At 60.6% G+C, this 19098-nt stretch carries 13 protein-coding genes and 5 pseudogenes; 13 read left to right on the top strand and 5 right to left on the bottom strand.

Annotated elements, in window-relative coordinates; translation table 11 throughout:
- Positions 1-27: 27 nt before the first annotated feature.
- From METH_RS25295 to METH_RS25025, 8 genes and pseudogenes are all read left to right on the top strand, one after another.
- Positions 28-969 (top strand): annotated as a pseudogene (locus METH_RS25295) (heavy metal-binding domain-containing protein); the annotation flags it as partial.
- Entirely contained in the window at positions 955-2160 is a 1206-nt protein-coding gene (locus tag METH_RS25290) for a copper-binding protein (RefSeq protein WP_342667105.1), read from the top strand. The pseudogene METH_RS25295 and the gene METH_RS25290, both read left to right, overlap by 15 nt.
- A gap of 80 nt (positions 2161-2240) precedes the next feature.
- Positions 2241-5386: pseudogene (locus tag METH_RS20270) on the top strand (efflux RND transporter permease subunit).
- Positions 5387-6133: 747 nt separating this feature from the next.
- Positions 6134-7369, top strand: coding sequence for a 3-methyl-2-oxobutanoate dehydrogenase (2-methylpropanoyl-transferring) subunit alpha (locus METH_RS20265; protein ID WP_024092634.1), 1236 nt, complete (start codon positions 6134-6136; stop codon positions 7367-7369).
- A gap of 1 nt (position 7370) precedes the next feature.
- The gene (locus METH_RS20260; protein ID WP_024092633.1) at positions 7371-8384 is read left to right on the top strand and encodes an alpha-ketoacid dehydrogenase subunit beta; all 1014 of its coding nucleotides are present in this window, start codon (positions 7371-7373) and stop codon (positions 8382-8384) included.
- A gap of 4 nt (positions 8385-8388) precedes the next feature.
- A complete protein-coding gene (locus METH_RS20255) occupies positions 8389-9684 on the top strand; it encodes a dihydrolipoamide acetyltransferase family protein (protein ID WP_024092632.1) in 1296 nt (431 codons plus the stop codon).
- Positions 9685-11040: a dihydrolipoyl dehydrogenase gene (lpdA, locus tag METH_RS20250; protein ID WP_024092631.1), complete on the top strand. Its 1356-nt coding sequence runs from the start codon at positions 9685-9687 to the stop codon at positions 11038-11040. It abuts the gene before it with no gap.
- A 65-nt stretch (positions 11041-11105) separates the two neighbouring features.
- Positions 11106-11270: pseudogene (locus METH_RS25025) on the top strand (IS6 family transposase); the annotation flags it as partial.
- Between the two features lie 157 nt (positions 11271-11427).
- Here METH_RS25025 and METH_RS25020 read toward each other — a convergent pair.
- Positions 11428-11771: pseudogene (locus METH_RS25020) on the bottom strand (DDE-type integrase/transposase/recombinase); the annotation flags it as partial.
- Between the two features lie 64 nt (positions 11772-11835).
- On the opposite strand from METH_RS25020, the gene METH_RS23530 reads away from it, so the two are divergent.
- Positions 11836-12623, top strand: a protein-coding gene (locus tag METH_RS23530) for an IS5 family transposase (protein ID WP_156927553.1) whose coding sequence is annotated in 2 segments (ribosomal slippage) — positions 11836-12175 and positions 12175-12623 — 789 coding nt in all. Because the reading frame shifts where the segments join, the coding sequence is not laid out codon by codon here.
- 259 nt (positions 12624-12882) lie between these two features.
- On the opposite strand, the gene METH_RS20235 is transcribed toward METH_RS23530, so the two are convergent.
- A complete protein-coding gene (locus METH_RS20235) occupies positions 12883-13392 on the bottom strand; it encodes a cupin domain-containing protein (protein ID WP_024092629.1) in 510 nt (169 codons plus the stop codon).
- Positions 13393-13414: 22 nt separating this feature from the next.
- The gene (locus METH_RS20230; protein ID WP_044008774.1) at positions 13415-13849 is read right to left on the bottom strand and encodes a carboxymuconolactone decarboxylase family protein; all 435 of its coding nucleotides are present in this window, start codon (positions 13847-13849) and stop codon (positions 13415-13417) included.
- Positions 13850-13963: 114 nt separating this feature from the next.
- Between METH_RS20230 and METH_RS20225 the strand changes: the two genes are divergently transcribed.
- Entirely contained in the window at positions 13964-14458 is a 495-nt protein-coding gene (locus METH_RS20225; protein WP_024092627.1) for an RrF2 family transcriptional regulator, read from the top strand.
- A gap of 38 nt (positions 14459-14496) precedes the next feature.
- On the opposite strand, the gene METH_RS23525 is transcribed toward METH_RS20225, so the two are convergent.
- Positions 14497-15284, bottom strand: a protein-coding gene (locus METH_RS23525; protein ID WP_156927552.1) for an IS5 family transposase whose coding sequence is annotated in 2 segments (ribosomal slippage) — positions 14497-14945 and positions 14945-15284 — 789 coding nt in all. Because the reading frame shifts where the segments join, the coding sequence is not laid out codon by codon here.
- 63 nt (positions 15285-15347) lie between these two features.
- Positions 15348-15446 (bottom strand): annotated as a pseudogene (locus tag METH_RS24155) (IS6 family transposase); the annotation flags it as partial.
- Between the two features lie 194 nt (positions 15447-15640).
- Here METH_RS24155 and METH_RS20210 point away from each other — a divergent pair.
- The 3 genes from METH_RS20210 to METH_RS20200 all read left to right on the top strand — a co-directional run bounded on the left by METH_RS20210 (position 15641) and on the right by METH_RS20200 (position 19033).
- A complete protein-coding gene (locus tag METH_RS20210; RefSeq protein ID WP_044008772.1) occupies positions 15641-16225 on the top strand; it encodes an ANTAR domain-containing response regulator in 585 nt (194 codons plus the stop codon).
- Positions 16222-17400 carry a CmpA/NrtA family ABC transporter substrate-binding protein gene (locus tag METH_RS20205; protein ID WP_024092623.1) on the top strand — a complete coding sequence of 393 codons (1179 nt, stop codon included), beginning with the start codon at positions 16222-16224 and terminating at the stop codon, positions 17398-17400. The genes METH_RS20210 and METH_RS20205 overlap by 4 nt, the downstream gene beginning before the upstream one ends.
- Positions 17401-17665: 265 nt before the next feature.
- Positions 17666-19033 (top strand): CmpA/NrtA family ABC transporter substrate-binding protein, encoded by a 1368-nt coding sequence (locus METH_RS20200; RefSeq protein WP_024092621.1) that lies wholly within the window; start codon positions 17666-17668, stop codon positions 19031-19033.
- Positions 19034-19098 lie beyond the last annotated feature (65 nt).

Raw genomic sequence — 19098 nt, 5'->3', positions numbered from 1 at the left:
GCGAAGGACCGCCCGGGCGAGGTTCAAATGCGCGGACGTTATGCTGCATTGCTTTTATTAACTTTGGGTTCCGGCCTGGCGATCGGGGCGCTGGGGGAGAGACACTACCTGGATGCGACCGCCGCAGGCGGGGGTGCCGGTGCCGAAATCCTTTATTGGGTTGCACCGATGGATGCGAATTTCCGCCGGGACGGACCCGGAAAATCACCGATGGGTATGGACCTGGTCCCGGTTTACGCTGGCCAGGAGCCTTCAGGCGACCCTGCCGAGGTCCAGCTGTCGGCTGCGGAAATTAATGCCATTGGCGTGCGCACCGCCCTGGCCCAGGTTGAACCCCTTTCTGAACGGATCGAAACCGTTGGCTTTATCGGCTACAACGAACATCTGACCAGCCACGTGCACACCCGCGTCGAAGGCTGGATCGAACAGTTAAGAACGCTTGCGGTTGGAGACCGGGTTTCCAAGGCCGAGCTGCTGTTTGAGATGTTCTCCCAGGAAATCGGATCCTCCAGCGCCGACTTTGTGCGCGCAATTGAAGCCGGAGACCAGCGCATCGTAGATGTGGCAAAACGAAAGCTGAGCAGTCTAGGTGTTTCGCAGCAGCAGATCTATGAAATTGCCCGCTCCGGCAACTTGGCCCGCAGGCTGCGGGTATACGCACCGCAAAACGGCATAGTGCTCTCTGTGAAGGCCGCCGACGGAATGTTCTTGGAACCCGACATCAGGTCTGTCTCCTTGACTGATTTGTCAAGTGAATGGCTCGTCGCTGACGTTTTCGAGAAGGATCTGGCCCGCTTGTCCACTGAGATGGAAGCCAAAGCCCGGTTTAAGCATTTGCCGGGCCGGGTCTTTGAAGGAAAAGTAGACTAAATTTATCCCGAATTGGATGCCACCACCCGCACGCTGCCGGTGCGGCTGCGTTTTGACAATACTGAAGGGCTGCTGAAGCCGAACATGTTCGGCACTGTCGCGCTGTCACCGCGGCAAACACGCTCTGCGGTGACAGTTCCGAACGAGGCCATCATCCGAACTGGCCACTCCGAGCGGGTCATTCTCAAGACCGCCAAGGGCACTTTCAAGCCACGCCTGATCACAACCGGATTGCGGGGCACATTCGGGGACGGCAACCGGACAGAAGTCATCCAGGGTCTGGCCCCCGGCGAAGTAGTGGTGGCCTCGGCGCAGTTTCTGATCGACAGCGAAAGCGCGCTGTCGGCAGGCTTTATCAGAATGGCACCAACCGATGTGGAACCCGCCCGCGGCGAAGGGGTCCTTGTGGCGCTGGACCTGGTAGCACGTCTGGCGACGGTTCAGCATGATGAGCTCGACAGTCTCGGCTGGCCAGCCATGGTATCACAATTCCCAGTGCGGGCCGATTTGGAAATCGGCCATCTGACGGCAGGCCAGGAGGTGGCTTTCCGTGCGGCCCGTGGCGCTGATGGGCGTCTGTCGCTGATTGACCTCGGCTCCAATGATGGCGTTGTGGCCACCGCCATAGGCGTCATTGATGCGGTCACCAATGATGGTAAGCTGGCATTACGGCACGATCCGATCCCGGAATTGGGCTGGTCGGCTATGGAAATGGAAATGTCCGTTTCCGGCGTGGATCAGGATGCCATTCCGCTCGGGGAAGCTGTGGCCTTCGATCTCGCCAAAGGTGAAGACGGTCTCTACATCGTTGTGGCTGTTCGTTCACCGGACGAGGCCAAACCGGAGTCAAATCAGCCAGCTGCTGCAGCAGAGCCGCCAATGGAGACCGCCGAAGAGGGCGCGGCGCCAATTGTTGCAGCGGGTCAAATCAAGCAAATTGTTACTGCCCAGCGTAAGGCAACGATCAGCCACGGCCCGATCCCTGAGTTCGGCATGCCAGCCATGACTATGGATTTCACCTTGGCTGAAACACTCGATGCAGCCACGCTGGCGACAAACAAGGACATGATGCTGACGTTTCTGCGGGAAGACGGTATGACTCTGGTCTTGTCCTCAGCTGAGCCGGCAAACTCGCCCATCCGTGTTTTGGGCGCGATCAATAAGATCGACCTGGAAGCATCCACTGCAAATATTACCCACGGCCCAATTGCCGAGATTGGCATGCCAGGCATGACGATGAATTTCGCAATTTCGCCTGAAATGGCGGTTGAGGATCTCAAGCTGGGGTAAGAGAGCGTTCTTCTGATGACCCGCGCTGCGTCCGATATGCTGACGCTGGTTGGTACAGCCCCAATGAAGGAGGCAGATCAATGATTGCTGCAATTATCCGCCTTTCAATTGCCAACCGGATGATCGTGCTTGCGGTGTCGCTGATGATTGCACTGGCAGGGGTCTGGGCGCTGCGCTCAACTGAGGTTGACGCTATTCCGGATCTGTCCGACGTTCAGGTGATCGTCAAAACCTCCTACCCTGGGCAATCGCCGCAGGTGATCGAGGATCAGGTCACCTACCCGGTTGCCATTGCGATGCTGGCGGTGCCGGGGGCGACCGACGTGCGCGGGTTTTCATTTTTTGGCGACAGCTATGTCTACATCGTGTTCGACGAGGGCACTGATCCAAACTGGGCCCGTACCAGGGTGCTGGAATACCTGGGGCAGATCTCGGCGAACCTGCCCGAGGGGGTGGTGCCGCAAATCGGCCCAGATGCCACCGGTGTCGGCTGGATCTATCAATATGCATTGATCGACCGCACAGGCCGAAACGACCTTGCACAGCTCCGAACGCTGCAGGACTGGTTCCTCAAATACGAACTTCAAACCGTCCAAGGCGTCTCTGAGGTCGCGACAATCGGCAGCATGGTCAAGCAGTATCAGGTGGTTGTCGATCCGAATAAGCTGCGCGCCTACAATGTGCCGCTTAGCGCTGCCAAAAAGGCCATCCAACAGGCCAATCGGGAAACCGGGGGCAGCGTGATCGAGATGGGCGAGGCCGAATATATGGTCCGCTCCACAGGATATGTGGACGAACTTGCCGATATCGCTGCTGCGCCTCTGATGGTCAATGCGCGCGGTGCCGCCATCACATTGGGTAATGTGGCCGAAATCCGGTTTGGCCCGGAAATGCGCCGCGGGGTCGGCGAGTTTAATGGCGAAGGCGATGCCGTCGGCGGGGTCGTGATCCTGCGCTGGGGCGGTAATGCTCTGGCCACAATTAAGGCCGGCGAAGCCCTGATCGAGGAAATCCGTCCGAACCTCCCCGAAGGCGTGGAGCTTGTGACCACCTACAACCGGTCCGGTGTTATTGAGCGGGCGGTGGAAAACCTTTGACACAAATTGACCGAAGAATTGATTGTGGTGATCCTGGTCTGTGGCGCCTTTCTTTTGCACCTGCGGTCGTCTCTGGTGATTACGCTGTCGCTGCCGCTGGGCATCTTTGCCGCCTTCATCGTCATGAAGCTGCAGGGCGTGAATGCCAACATTATGTCCTTGGGCGGTATTGCGATTGCGATCGGTGTCATGGTCGATGCGGCCATCGTTATGATCGAGGCGATGCACCGGCGCATTGAGAAAGAGCCGGTAACCCGCGAGAACAGATGGCGGATTGTCTCTGAATGCGCCACTGAAGTGGGGGCCTGCGCTGTTTTTCTCGCTGGCGATTATCGCGGTTAGCTTTCTGCCGGTGTTTGTGCTGGAAAGCCAGGAGGGCCGGCTGTTTAAACCGCTAGCATTCACCAAGACTTATGCCATGGCCGCCGCGGCTATTTTGTCGATTACACTGGTGCCGGTTCTAATGGGCTATCTTGTGCGCGGGCGGATTCTCCCCGAACGCAAAAACCCGCTGAACCGTCTGGTTATCTGGCTCTACCGGCCGTTTCTTGACGCCGCTGTCGCCTGGCCCTGGGCAACTTCTGCCCTGGCCATGGCCCTGGTTGTGTCCATGGCTTGGCCGCTGCAGCGCATCGGAACCGAATTCATGCCAGAGCTGAACGAAGGCGATCTGCTATATATGCCGTCGCTCTATCCCGGCGTATCGATCGGCAAGGCGCGCGAGGTGCTGCAGCAGACCGACCGTCTGATTGCCGCGGTTCCAGAGGTCCAGTCTGTGCATGGCAAGCTGGGCCGTGCCGACACTGCGACGGACTCGGCGCCGCTGACAATGCTGGAGACGATGATCCAGCTGATACCTGAGTCTGAGTGGCGCGAAGGCATGACACTGGAGCTCATCCGACGCGAATTGGACCGGATTGTGCAGGTTCCAGGCGTAACCAACGTTTGGATCCAGCCGATTAAAAACCGTATCGACATGCTGGCAACCGGCATCAAAAGCCCGGTGGGGGTAAAGGTGCCGGGTCCGGATCTTTCGGTCATCGAAGGTATCGGGATCGAAATGGAGCGCGCCGTATCGGATATCGAAGGCACCGTCTCTGCCTATGCGGAACGTCCCGCCGGCGGCCGTTTTGTCGAGATCGATATCGATCGCAAGGCCGCGGCGCTTTACATGATGAGCGTGCATGAGATCCAAGACGTTGTTCAGACCGCCATTGGCGGCTTGCAAGTGTCCGAAAGCGTCGAAGGCCTGGAGCGGTTCCCGATCAACTTGCGCTATCCTCAGGAATGGCGCGACAGCCCGGAAAAAAATCCGCAATCTGCCGGTGGTGACGCCATCAGGCGCCCATATTCCTCTGGGCGCAGTGGCCGAAATCAGCATCGTCGATGGCCCCAGCATGATCCGATCCGAAAATGCCCGGCCAACCGGATTAGTCTTCATCGACATTGCAGGGCGTGATCTCGGCGGCTATGTGGATGAGGCCCGTGCCCGGGTGGCAGAGGCCGTCACGCTGCCGCCGGGGTATTCCCTGACCTGGTCGGGGCAGTACGAATATATCCAGCGCATGCAGGAAAGATTGACACTGGTAGCCCCGGCCACATTGCTGATCATCACCCTGATGCTGTTCCTGGCCTTCTCCCGTGTGACTGAGGTCGCAATCATATTGGCGGCCTTGCCGGTGGCCCTGGCGGGCGGGCTTTGGCTGACCTGGTATCTTGGGTTTGATATTTCCGTGGCAGTAATGGTCGGGTTCATTGCACTGGCCGGGGTTGCGGTTGAGACGGCAATTGTCATGCTGCTCTATCTCAACGTTGCCTGGAATAACCGGGTTGAGGCGGCCAGTGCCGAGCGCCGTGACCTGACAAGCTTGGACATCGAAGAGGTTGTCTTTGAAGGCGCCCTGCTTCGGGTCCGGCCCAAAGTGATGACCGTAGCGACCATTTATGCAGGCTTGATTCCGGTGATGTACAGCAGTGGAACCGGCTCTGAAATTATGCAGCGGATTGCTGCACCCATGGTTGGCGGAATGGCCACCGCAACGCTGCTGACGCTTCTGCTCATCCCCGCGATCTTTGTGATCTGGAAGCGGCTGTTTCTACCACGCGCCAATCACGAATTGATTGTTTAGGGTTGGAAAGGTGCCAATTAGGTCAGTTGATCGGGACCGCCAATTGACTGGGCCGGTAACCTCTCCCGCGGCATTCTCTGTTCGAGGGTTGTATTAAATTGTCAGGGGTAGCGCCTTAGGATTGGGGCCAGACCAAATGGAATATTTTATGTTCTTAGGCCTGGATGTCCACAAAGCCACGGTTGCGGTTGCTGTTGCGAGCAAGGAACACGCCGGGGCATTGCCAGGACGTCATAGTCCGGCAACTTGATAGGGATCCGGTTCGCGGACTTCATCACGGCCAGCGGCATATGTACCGCGCAAACAGGCCGGACAAATGACCGCTATGCATAAAGAGCAAAATCACAAAGAAAACTCTTGCAAATCAGGAGCTGTCCACAAATGGCAGTGCAGTCTGGCGCATTTACAGCGCACTGATGTGATCGGGATCAGCTCAAGCGGACAAAATCAGGGCCAGCGTTCAAAGTGAGCCGCAAACAAAGGCTGAAGACATGACTGCACCTGACCCGCCGAGCTTCAACATCCCTGAAATCCAGCATTGCCAAACGGGCGCCATCCAGACATGACAATGCCTGGAAGCCACCAAGATTTCGTCATTATTGGTGATTTTCACCTCAAATTTATGGCATCCTCTCTCAAATTGAGGCTTTTCAGCCAATGGGCTTTGCTAAGCTGGGGAGACCGGTACCGCGCCGCTTTCGTTTTCAGTCGCGATGCCCGGTCATGCCCGGAAATGAGAGGTGCCGCATGAGTGAAGACTTCCCGCCGCTATCGCTGAACGTGCCGGAGCCCGGCTGCCGTCCGGGCGTCACGCCTGATTTCTCGGATTTTGAAATCCCGCACGCCGGGGCGGTCAAGCGCCCGCCAGTCAATGTGGATCCCGACACGATCCGCGAAATGGCCTTTTCCATCGTCCGCGTGCTGAACAAGGACGGCGAGGCGGTGGGTGATTGGGCCGGCGAGCAAAGCGCGGATGAGCTGCGCGAAGGCTTGCGCCACATGCTGACCCTGCGCACCTTCGACGCCCGCATGCTGAATGCGCAGCGCCAGGGCAAGACCAGCTTCTACATGCAGCACCTCGGGGAGGAGGCGGTGTCCTGCGCCTTTTCCAAAGCGCTGAAACCGGGCGACATGAATTTCCCGACCTACCGGCAGGCCGGGCTGCTGATTGCGGGCGGCTATCCGATGCTTACTATGATGAACCAGATCTATTCCAATGCCGACGACCCGCTGCATGGCCGCCAGCTGCCGATCATGTATTCCTCGAAGGAGCACGGGTTCTTCTCGATCTCCGGCAATCTCGGCACCCAGTTCGTGCAGTCGGTCGGCTGGGCGATGGCCTCGGCGATTTCAGGCGACACCAAAATCGCCAGCGGCTGGATCGGCGACGGTTCCACCGCCGAGAGCGACTTTCACTCCGCCATGGTCTTTGCCTCGACCTACGACGCGCCTGTGGTGCTGAACATCGTCAACAACCAATGGGCCATTTCCACTTTCCAAGGCATCGCCCGCGGCGGTGTCGGCACTTTCGCGGCCCGCGGGCATGGCTTTGGCATCGCGTCGATCCGGGTCGACGGCAACGACTATCTAGCTGTCCATTCGGTGGCCAAATGGGCCTGCGAACGGGCGCGCCGCGGCCACGGGCCAACGCTGATCGAGCATGTCACCTACCGCGCCGGCGGCCATTCCACCAGCGACGATCCCGCCGCCTACCGCTCCCGGCGCGAAGCCGCGGCCTGGCCGCTGGGCGATCCGATCGAGCGCCTGAAAACCCACCTCATTACCATCGGCGAGTGGAGCGATGAGCGCCACACGCAGGCCGAGGCGGAAATTCTGGACGAAATCGTGCGCACCCAGAAGCAGGCCGAGGCCATCGGCACGCTCGGCGATGGCAATGCCCCCAGCCCGCGCGACATGTTCGAGGGTGTTTACGAGACGATGCCGCCGCATCTGATCCGGCAGCGTCAGGAAGCGGGGTACTGAGATGGCCAGCATGACCATGATCGAAGCCATCCGCGAAGCCCATGACGTGGCCATGGCGGCCGACGATCGGGTTGTCGTCTTTGGCGAGGATGTCGGCTTTTTCGGCGGCGTGTTCCGCTGCACGGCAGGGCTGCAGCAGAAATACGGAAAATCGCGCTGCTTTGATACTCCGATCAATGAATCCGGCATCGTCGGCACCGCCATCGGCATGGCCGCCTATGGGCTGAAGCCGGTGATCGAGATCCAGTTCGCAGACTATGTCTATCCGGCCTATGATCAGATCGTTTCGGAGGCGGCGCGGCTGCGGCACCGCTCCAACGCCGATTTCACCTGCCCGCTGGTGATCCGCATGCCCACCGGCGGCGGCATCTTTGGCGGCCAGACCCACAGCCAGAGCCCGGAGGCACTGTTCACCCATGTGTCTGGCCTGAAAGTGGTGGTGCCCTCCAACCCGCGCGACGCCAAGGGGCTGCTGCTGGCCGCGATCGAGGACCCCGACCCGGTGATCTTCCTCGAGCCCAAGCGGCTCTATAACGGGCCGTTTGACGGCTACCACGACCGCCCCGTGACCAGCTGGAAGAAACACCCGATGGGCGAGGTGCCCGAGGGGCACGAGATCGTGCCGCTGGGCAAGGCCAGTATCACCCGCGAAGGCGCGGATGTGACGGTTCTGGCCTATGGCACCATGGTCTATGTGGCTGAAGCCGCCGCCGAGGCCACCGGCGTCGATGCCGAGGTGATCGACCTGCGCACGCTGCTGCCGCTGGATCTGGACACCATCACCGCCTCTGTCGAGAAGACCGGCCGCTGCGTGATCGTGCATGAGGCGACGCGCACCTCCGGCTTCGGGGCGGAGCTGATGAGCCTGGTGCAGGAGAACTGCTTTTACCACCTGGAAGCGCCGATGATCCGGGTGACCGGCTGGGACACGCCCTATCCGCATGCGCAGGAGTGGGAATATTTCCCCGGCCCGGACCGTGTGGGCGAGGCGTTGAAAAAAGTGATGGAGGGCTGAAACGATGGGTGTTTTTGCCATGCGCCTCCCCGATGTGGGGGAAGGCATTGCCGAGGCCGAGCTGACCGAATGGCACGTGAAGCCCGGCGACATCGTGCGCGAAGATGACATTCTGGGGGCGGTGATGACAGACAAGGCCGCGGTCGAGGTGCCCTCGGCCGTGGCGGGCAAGGTGCTGGAGCTGGGCGGCGAGATCGGCGAGATGATGGCGATCGGATCCGTGCTGATCCGCATTGAGGTCGACGGCGACGGCAACGAGAGTGCCGATGCCGCCGCAGCGGAGAAGCCGACCAAGCCTGCTGCCACCAAGCCCGCCGATCCGCAGGAGGCGGAGGCGGCACCGGAGCCGGAGGAAAAGCCCGCCCCCGAGCTTGCAGCTCCTGCCCCAGCGGCCAAGAAACCGGGCCACCGGCTGCCGCGCCCGGAAGGCGCCAAGCCGCTGGCCGCACCTTCGGTGCGGGCGCGGGCGCGCTCCGAAGGGGTGGATCTGCGCCATGTGCCGGGCAGCGGCCCCGGCGGGCGCATCAGCCACGAGGATTTGGACAGCTGGATCGCCTCGGGTGGCATTCAGCAGGGCAGCGTGAAGCGCGGCCGCAACACCGGCGTCGAGGAGATCCGCGTCATCGGCATGCGCCGCAAGATCGCCGAGAAGATGGCGCTGTCGAAACGGCAGATCCCGCATATCACCATCGTCGAAGAGGTGGAGATGGGCGCGCTGGAAGACCTGCGCGCGGCGTTGAACAAAAAGCACGAGGGCGAACGCCCCAAGCTGACGCTGCTGCCCTTCCTGATGCGCGCGATTGTCGAGGCGGTGCGTGAGCAGCCCGGCCTGAACGCGCGCTTCGACGACGAGGCCGGGGTGATTCACCGCCACGGCGGCGTGCATATCGGCGTTGCCACCCAGACGCCGCAGGGGCTGAATGTGCCGGTTGTGCACCACGCCGAAGCGGGCAGCCTGTGGGACAACGCGGGCGAGCTGGCCCGCCTGGCCGAGACCGCGCGCGAAGGCTCGATCAAGCGCGAGGAGCTGTCGGGCGGCACCATCACCATCACCTCGCTGGGGGCTTTGGGGGCGATTGCCACCACGCCGATCATCAACCACCCGGAGGTGGCAATTGTCGGCGTCAACAAGATGCAGATCCGCCCGGTCTGGGACGGTCAGCAGTTCCAGCCGCGCAAGATGATGAACATCTCCTGCTCCTTCGACCACCGGGTGGTCGACGGCTGGGATGCGGCGGTGTTTGTGCAGAAACTGAAAACCCTGCTGGAATCTCCGGCAATGCTGTTTGTCGAGGGCTGAATGACTGATCTGAAATGTAAACTGCTGATCATCGGTGCCGGTCCCGGCGGCTATGTCTGCGCCATCCGTGCCAGCCAGCTGGGCGTCGACACCATCGTGGTGGACGAAGCCAAGCCAGGCGGCACCTGCCTGAACGTGGGCTGCATACCCTCCAAGGCGCTGATCCATGCCGCCGACGAGTTTTTTAAGATGACCTATGCAGCCGAGGGGCCGCTCGGCATCTCCGCAGGCAAGCCCCAAATCGACTTCAGCCGCACAGTGGCCTGGAAGGACGGCATCGTGCAGCGGCTGACCGGCGGCGTGAACGGGCTGATGCGCAAGGCGGGCGTGCGCCTGTTCGAGGGCCGCGCGCGATTCCTCGATGGCAAAACCATAGTAGTCAAGCGGGGCGAGAAAAGCACCCAGATCCGCGCCGAGCGCATCGTGATCGCCTCTGGCTCGGCGCCGGTGGCACTACCCTCGATGCCCTTCGGCGGCAACATCCTGTCGTCAACCGAGGCGCTGGCGCTGCAGGCGGTGCCCGAGAGCCTAGCCGTGGTCGGCGCAGGTTATATCGGGCTGGAGCTGGGCACCGCCTTTGCCAAGCTCGGCGCCAAGGTCACTGTGGTCGAAGCCGAGGACCGCATCCTGCCGCTTTACGATCAGGCCCTGACCCGGCCCGTCGCCAAGAGGCTGGAAACGCTGGGTGTACAGGTTCTCACCGGTGCCAAGGCCGAAGGCTATACCGATGGCGTTCTGACCACTAGCCAGGGCAAGATCCAGGCGGAGAAAGCCCTTGTCACCGTCGGCCGCCGCCCGCGCACCGAAGGCATCGGCGTTGATGAGCTGGCACTGACCCTGAACGGCCCATTCATCCGCATCGACAAGACCTGCCAGACCTCGATGCGCGGCATCTACGCCATCGGCGATGTGACCGGTGAGCCGATGCTGGCCCACCGCGCCATGGCGCAGGGCGAGATGGTGGCCGAACATGTCGCGGGCCACGCGGTCGAGTGGGACAAGCGCGCCATTCCCGCCGTCTGCTTCACCGATCCCGAAATCGTCACCTGCGGCGCATTGCCTGGCGAGGTTGAGGGCAAAAGCACCGAGTTTCCCTTTGCTGCCAATGGCCGGGCGATGACGACCGAGCGCGAGGACGGCTTCATCCGCGTCGTCTGGCGCGACGCCGATCACGCGGTGCTGGGCATTCAGGCGGTGGGCGCCGGGATTTCCGAGATGTCGGCGGCCTTCTCGCTGGCCATCGAAATGGGGGCCTGCCTCGAAGACATCGCCGCAACCATCCATGCCCATCCTACCCAGTCGGAAGGGCTCCAGGAAGCCTGCCTGCGCGCACTGGAGCACGCGTTGCACCTCTGACGCCAGCGGGGCGCAGCACCGTAACCAGGGGACTATCCGAAAGGGCAGCGTTCCTGCCTTAGGAGCAAGCAGCAGGGTATCCGCTACGGGTTCTGATTACTGATAAACTTCGCTCATACCCGGCCGCAAAGCGCAAGATCATGCCCGAGGTCGAGCATCGCGCGCTCAAGGGTTTGAATAACCGGGCTGAAAACTTAAACCAACTGGCCCGAAGGCGCGAACGCGTTATGTATGGAATTTCTGAGTTTGGCTAACAGATTTTAATCTGTCTGACAGACGAAGGAGGGACCAGCGTGAACAAACAAGTTCTGAGGGACATCGCGCGGCGTAGCTTCCTGACAGTGGTCTTTGGGCGGAAACCAGGTGTGCTTTGCAGGATTTGGAAAATGGCGCTTTCTGCTCTTCGCAGCCGCCGGAGTCCGTCACGAACCGTTCAGAGGTAAAACCAAGTCGCTTCAATACCTTGACCAGCTGACGTCTTGCGGCGCGCTTGTCCCGTCTGGTCTGAAGTATTTCGTCCAATACTACCCCATGCTGATCGACCGCCCCCCCCAGAGCCAGAAAGATCCGCCTGCGATTTTCACGACAACTTAATCCAGGTGCCAGACATCGCCGGGGCGGGCCTGCCGCCGGTGCAAGTTGCGCGCGATCAGCGACCCGAACTTGCTGGTCCAGCGTCGGACCGACTCGTAGGAAACGTCGATGCCGCGTTCCAGCAGAATCCCTTCGACCTAGGTCGTGTTGACAAAAGGGATTCACATCGGGTGCTGGGCGTGATTCAAGCTGCCATCTGCGATGGAGACCAGCTTGGCACGAGACCTGATGTCGGACGAAGAATGGGCCTTTTTTGAACGGTTCATCTTAGCGACCCGCGCCCCGAACGGACGCAACCCTATCAATCATCGCCTTGTTCTCGATGGAATTTTTTGGGTCGCTCGAACCGGCGCTCCTTGGCGTGATCTGCCCGAGGAGTTCGGCAAGTGGTCTAGCGTCTACCGTCAGATCCGGCGTTGGACCTTGGCAGGGCTCTGGGAGCAGATCATGGATGGTTTGAACGAAAGTGGCGCAGTTCCGGACGTGCTGCAAATGATCGACAGCCCCGTGGTTCGCGCGCACCATCCGGCAGCGGGCGCTAAAGGGGGACTCCGAGACAGGGTTTCGGCCGTTCGAGAGGTGGCTTCACGTCCAAGATCCACCTCCTCGTCAATGCCGCCGGGTTGCCCATGAGAACCGAAATCACGCCAGGGCAAACGTCCGACTATCTGGGCTTTGAACTGGTCATGGCCGACAACCTGCCCCAGCCTAAGATATTGCTCGCAGATCGGGGTTATGACGCTGACGGCATTCGCAAGTCTATGGATGACCGCGGCGTTCGGCCCGTGATCCCCATGCGCCGGTCCCGCAAAAAGCGCATCGGTGTGGACCGTTCTTTATATCGGCTTCGAAACCTGGTCGAACGATGTTTCAACAAGCTCAAGAACGCCCGCAGGGTCGCAACCCGCTACGACAAGACAGCCGAGAGTTTCCTGGGCTTCGCCGACATCACGTCAATCCGCCTCTGGCTGCGCCATTTGTCAACATGACCTCAATAATGTGCGGGCAATTAGCCGGCATTTATGGACGATGCAGCCACAGATTGGCTTGGCCAATTCGAGATCCTGAGCTTGGAAGATCGCGGTCAGGACCGATTCGAGGTCATCCGTCTGTCCACAGTGTTCCAAGCTCAGTTTCGTCTAGTAGTTCCCGCTGGGATGCATGCCGACCAGCGCGTTGCCGGGGATGGATTGAATATATCTTCGGTCACGATGTGCGATTCCGAAAATTCTGCAAAATCAGGCCTGGCTAATTGTCTGTTTCGGGGCGCGTGATCACCGCATCGGCATCGCTATAGATGACCGCCAGGAACTTCGCAGGCTCTGTTGTGCTGGGATTTTCCGTCCGCCTGTGCAGCACTTCTGCTGGCTCAGTCCAGCTTTGCCCGCTGCTATATTCTACGGGGTTTTGCCCCTCCAGCTGACTGCGAATCCTGCCCTCAAGCAGGTAGACATAGACGAACCCACCATGCCGATGCGGCCCGACCACTGCGCCGGGGGCAAGTTCGATCGTCAAAGCGGTCACGAACCGGCCGGGAGAATCTGGCAAAGGCATTTGGCGCAGCAGTTCTCGCTGAACACCGGCAATGCCGGGTTTGGCGTCATGTGCGTTCCCTGCTGCCACTGTGATCAGCAAGGTAGCAATTACAACAAGGCAGCAGAAAACAGCACCGGACAGACGGCGCCATGGCCGTCGCCAAGAGGCGGCGCGCCTTGCGACCGATGCGAAGCTGGTGGAGCGCACGTTATCGATTGACATGATATATCCTTTTTCCTTCGGTTCAGGCTGGCATCTGGGCGCCAACGCCGATGCGATTCCAAAGGTTCATTGCCCCAACCGCCACGGTCAGCACCGCCAACTCTTGCTCAGAAAATTCCGCCCGTGCCGCGTCGAATGCGGCGTCCGGTACGCCAGAGCCGGCCAGCAGTGTCAGCGTCTCTGCCCAGGCAAGAGCGGCCTTTTCGCGCGCATTGAACGCGCTGGATTCCTGCCAGACGGGCAGCAGATGAAGTACATTCTCTCCCACACCGTCATCCGCTGCTTCCTTGATGTGCATGCCAACGCAAAACGCGCAACCATTTATCTGTGAAGCCCTGATTTTGATAAGGTGTATCAGACGCGGCTCCACATCAGCTTCGGCGACAGCTGCGTTTAGCGCCAACAAGGCATTGTAGAGTTGTGGTGTGTCTTTTGCTACGTTGAAGCGCATTGTCATTGACGTGGTCCTTTCGGGGAGTGATAGTGCAGTCGAATCATGGATAGATTATATCTATGATTAAGTTTTGCAACCGTTAAACGGGTAGATGATCAGGTTTAGGAAGGATTTCGTATGCGACGTTTGGGAGATGGCGTGGAAGCGGCCTTGCACTGCGCGGCTATTCTGGCGGCCTTGCCAAAGGACAAAGTCCTATCCGGAAAAGACCTTGCGGCGCTGCATGGTCTTTCAGAAAGTTACCTTCTAAAGCATCTGCGCGCTTTGACGGCCGCGGCGGTGACCGAAGCCATTCCCGGGCCACGGGGGGGGTACAGATTGATGCGACCAGCAGAAGAGGTGTCCATGCTGGATGTGGTCGAAGCCATCGATGGCCCCGGTCCAGCCTATGTTTGCCGGGAGATCCGCCAGAAAGGTCGTGTTACGACAAACGCCACCTGTGCATACAAAAAGGACTGTTTCATAAAGAGGCGCATGCTGGCCGCCGAAAAGCTATGGCGGGATGCTTTGCGTGCTCAGACATTGGCGGATTTGCTTAACGATGGCGACGTCGAGATTGGGGAGGAAAACAAGCAGGCGGTCGGGCAGTTCGTGGCCGAGAAGCTCCGTTAAGCGAGTTTGATGCGATCAGCCGGCTGGGGCTTGTTAGGTCATGTTGACAAATGGCGCAGCCAGAGGCGGATTGACGTGATGTCGGCGAAGCCCAGGAAACTCTCGGCTGTCTTGTCGTAGCGGGTTGCGACCCTGCGGGCGTTCTTGAGCTTGTTGAAACATCGTTCGACCAGGTTTCGAAGCCGATATAAAGAACGGTCCACACCGATGCGCTTTTTGCGGGACCGGCGCATGGGGATCACGGGCCGAACGCCGCGGTCATCCATAGACTTGCGAATGCCGTCAGCGTCATAACCCCGATCTGCGAGCAATATCTTAGGCTGGGGCAGGTTGTCGGCCATGACCAGTTCAAAGCCCAGATAGTCGGACGTTTGCCCTGGCGTGATTTCGGTTCTCATGGGCAACCCGGCGGCATTGACGAGGAGGTGGATCTTGGTCGTGAAGCCACCTCTCGAACGGCCGAAACCCTGTCTCGGAGTCCCCCTTTAGCGCCCGCTGCCTGATGGTGCGCGCGAACCACGGGGCTGTCGATCATTTGCAGCACGTCCTGAACTGCGCCACTTTCGTTCAAACCATCCATGATCTGTTCCCAGAGCCCTGCCAAGGTCCAACGCCGGAGCTGACGGTAGACGCTAGACCACTTGCCGAACTCCTCGGGCAGATCACGCCAAGGAGCGCCGGTTCGAGCGACCCAAAAATTTCCATCGAGAATAAGGCGATGATTGATAGGCTTGCGTCCGTTCGGGGCGCGGGTCGCTAAGATGAACCGTTCAAAAAAGGCCCATTCTTCGTCCGACATCAGGTCTCGTGCCAAGCTGGTCTCCATCGCAGATGGCAGCTTGAATCACGCCCAGCACCCGATGTGAATCCCTTTTGTCAACACGGCCTAGCGCATGCTAAGGCTGAAGAGGACGTACAGCCAGACCGCGTGAGTGATGATCTCGGGCGGGAAACGGTGGCGTTTGTAGCTGATCGAAGGCTGGATCATACACTTCGATTGCGCTGATGTCGGCACACCGACAACCGACGCAGAGTTTACGTGACAAAACCCTGCCGCCGGTTTCTTTCCAAGCCAAAAGTTCGGGCTGTTCGCTTAAATTTTCGGCGCGAGCATGTTATCTGAAAATCACGCCGCATCAGTGGCCTTTACAGACTTCTTCCTCCCTTTTCATGCTCTGCCGCATGCCCGATGTCCTGTCCATTGTTGTTGTCGAAACAGACCGCGAACGCGCCTTCATGATTGTGGACGGGCTGCGGGAAGCCGGGGATTTCGACATTCAGGTCATCTCAGAACCTTCAGGCCTGGCGCGCCAGATACAGATGCGCGACCCGGATGTTGTCCTCATCGATATCGCAAATCCCTCGCGCGACGTGCTGGAGGAGCTGACGCTGGCCACCGGCCCCAAGGAACGGCCGGTGGCCATGTTTGTCGATCGCAGCGAGGACGGGCTGTCTGCTGCCGCGGTGGAGGCCGGTGTCTCGGCTTATGTAGTCGACGGGCTGCAGCCTGCCCGGCTGAAGCCGGTTCTGGACGCTGCGATCGCCCGGTTCCGGCTGTTTCAGCGGATGCGCACAGAGCTCGCCGAGGCCAAGCGCGCCTTGGAAGAGCGCAAGGTCATCGACCGCGCCAAAGGTATGGTCATGAAGGCCCGCGGCATCGGCGAAGATGAGGCCTATGCGCTGCTGCGCAAGGCCGCGATGGACCAGAACAAGCGCGTCGCGGACGTGGCGCAGGCGCTGGTCACCGCGGCAGGGCTGCTGGCATGAGTGCGACACGGATCCCTGCCGGCTATGTCCCGCTAACCGATGCGGCGCCGCTGATCGCCGCGCAGGAAATGGGCTTTGCCGCTGAAGAACGGCTGATTCTGGAACTGCACCCCGCGGCCTCCTGGTCGTCGCTGCGGGACATGCTGGCTTTTGGCCAAGTGGACGCCGCTCAGATGCTCGCCCCGGTGCCGATTGCTGCGGCGCTTGGCCTTGGTGGCGTCAGCGCGCCCTTGTCCGTGCTGTCGGTGCTGTCCGTCAATGGCACCGTCATCGGTGTCAGCAGCAGCCTGGCCCGCAGGCTGGCCGATGCGGGGTACAGGCTCTCCTTTCATGACGCGGTGTCCGCCGGGAAGGCCCTGATTGCGGCGGCCGGCCCGGACCTGCGAATTGGCGTCCCGTTTCCCTTCTCCATGCATGCCGAACTGCTGACCTACTGGTTGAATGGACTGGGGCCGGACACACCCCGCGACTTCGGCATCCGTACGGTCCCGCCGCCGCTGATGGCCGAGGCAGTCCGCAACGGCGAAATCGACGCCTTCTGCGTTGGTGAACCCTGGGGATCCATGGCAGTTGAACAGGGCGCTGGCGCGCTGCTGCTGCCCGGTCGGGCGATCTGGTCCTTTGCGCCGGAAAAGGTGCTGGCCGTCCGCGGTGCCTGGGCAGAAGCCGAACCGGACCTGTCCGGCCGCCTCATCCGGGCGCTCTGGCGCGCAGGCCGCTGGCTGGCCGATCCCGCCTCCCGCGGGCTGGCGGCTGAAATCCTGTCCGCGCGGCGGTATCTCGATCTGCCCGCCGAAATCATCGAGCGCGCGCTGTCGGGAAAATTCACGGTCACACCTCAGGGCCTGCAGCGCGAAGCACCCGGTTTCATCGGCTTTCATGACGGCGCCGCAGGCTTCCCCTGGCGCAGCCAGGCGCAATGGATTGCTTTGCAGCTCGCACAGCGGAACGGCCTGGAGCGCGAGACGGCACTTGCAAAGGCCGGGCAGGTATTCCGCAGCGATCTGTACCGCAACGCCCTGCGCGGGACCGGCGCCGACTTGCCCGGAGCCTGTTCGAAACTGGAAGGCGCGATCCGCGCCATGCTGCTGCCAGCGGGGGAATCGGAAGCGGTCAGCCTGTTGCAGAACCGGTTCTTCGATGGCCGGGTTTTTGATCCCCAGGCCGAGGTCTGATGAAAAATCAGGCAGCAATCCGGCGCGCGATGCTGCAATGCAGAATTTATTGCTGCGGCAGCAAAGAAACCATTGGCGCTTTCCGGCGCTTCCGGCAGTCTGAACTCAGCCAGGCAACGGAGCCTGACTGAGAATTTCCCCGAAGACCGGGTTTCACTGAGCAAAGCCGCTCGACCCACCGCCACTCCTCCCGGCGGTGCGTGTCAGCGGCTTTTTCTGTTCCGCCCCTATGGGCCGGACGCAGCTAGGAAAAGGAACTAACCCGATGAAAAGATTGATACTGGCGCTTGCAGCCTCGACCGCCCTGACCGGACCGGCGCTAGCCGCAACCCTGGAGCTAGAAAAGGACGTGCTGACCTTTGGCTTTATCAAGCTGACGGATATGGCGCCCCTGGCGGTGGCCTATGAGCAGGGCTTTTTCGATGATGAGGGGCTGTTTGTCACGCTGGAGGCTCAAGCGAATTGGAAGGTTCTGCTGGACGGCGTCATCGACGGCACTTTGGACGGCGCGCATATGCTGGCAGGCCAGCCGCTGGCGGCGACCATCGGTTATGGCACCGAGGCCCATATCATCACGCCGTTTTCCATGGACCTGAACGGCAACGGCATTACCCTGTCCAACGAAGTCTGGGAGATGATGAAGCCAAACCTGCCGACCAATGCGGACGGCAAGGTCGCCCATCCGATCTCTGCCTCATATCTGAAGCCGGTGATTGAAGACTTCAACGCCAAGGGCAAACCCTTCAACATGGGCATGGTGTTCCCGGTTTCCACTCACAATTACGAGCTGCGCTACTGGCTGGCGGCAGGCGGCATCAACCCCGGCTACTACTCTCCTGAAAACGTTACCGGCCAGATCAGCGCCGAGGCGTTCCTGTCGGTGACCCCGCCGCCGCAGATGCCCGCGACGCTGGAGGCCGGCACGATCTCCGGCTACTGCGTGGGGGAGCCGTGGAACCAACAGGCCGTGTTCAAGGGCATCGGCGTACCAGTCATCACCGATTACGAAATCTGGAAGAACAACCCGGAAAAGGTGTTCGGCATCACTGCTGAGTTTGCCGAGGAGAACCCGAACACCGCCCGCGCTGTGGTCAAGGCGCTGATCCGCGCCGCCATGTGGCTGGATGAAAACGACAACGCCAACCGTGCGGAAGCGGTCGAGATCCTGTCGCGCCCGGACTACGTCGGAGCCGATGCGGAGGTGATCGCCAACTCGATGACCGGGACGTTTGAGTACGAGCCGGGCGACACGCGCGCGGTGCCCGATTTCAACGTGTTCTTCCGCTACAACGCCACCTATCCGTTCTATTCGGACGCGGTCTGGTACCTGACCCAGATGCGCCGCTGGGGCCAGATTGCCGAAGCCAAGCCTGACAGCTGGTATGATGAGATCGCGCGCTCGGTCTACAAGCCCGAGATCTACCTGGAGGCGGCAAAAATGCTGGTCGATGAAGGGCTTGCCGATACCGCAGACTTCCCCTGGGACAGCGACGGCTACAAGGCGCCGACCCCGCCAGAGGACATCATCGACGGCATCCCCTTCGATGGCAAAACCCCCAACGCCTATATCGACAGCCTGCCGATCGGCCTGAAGGCCGGCCAGACCGTCGTCGGCAGCGCCGTTCAGGGCTGACACCGGACGGGTGCGCGGCGCGGCCAAACATGGCCGCCGCCGCCCTGTCACAGCATTCCTCAGAA

The organism is Leisingera methylohalidivorans DSM 14336 (genome assembly GCF_000511355.1).
Lineage (GTDB): Bacteria > Pseudomonadota > Alphaproteobacteria > Rhodobacterales > Rhodobacteraceae > Leisingera > Leisingera methylohalidivorans.
This window is presented reverse-complemented; position numbering and strand designations above follow the sequence as displayed.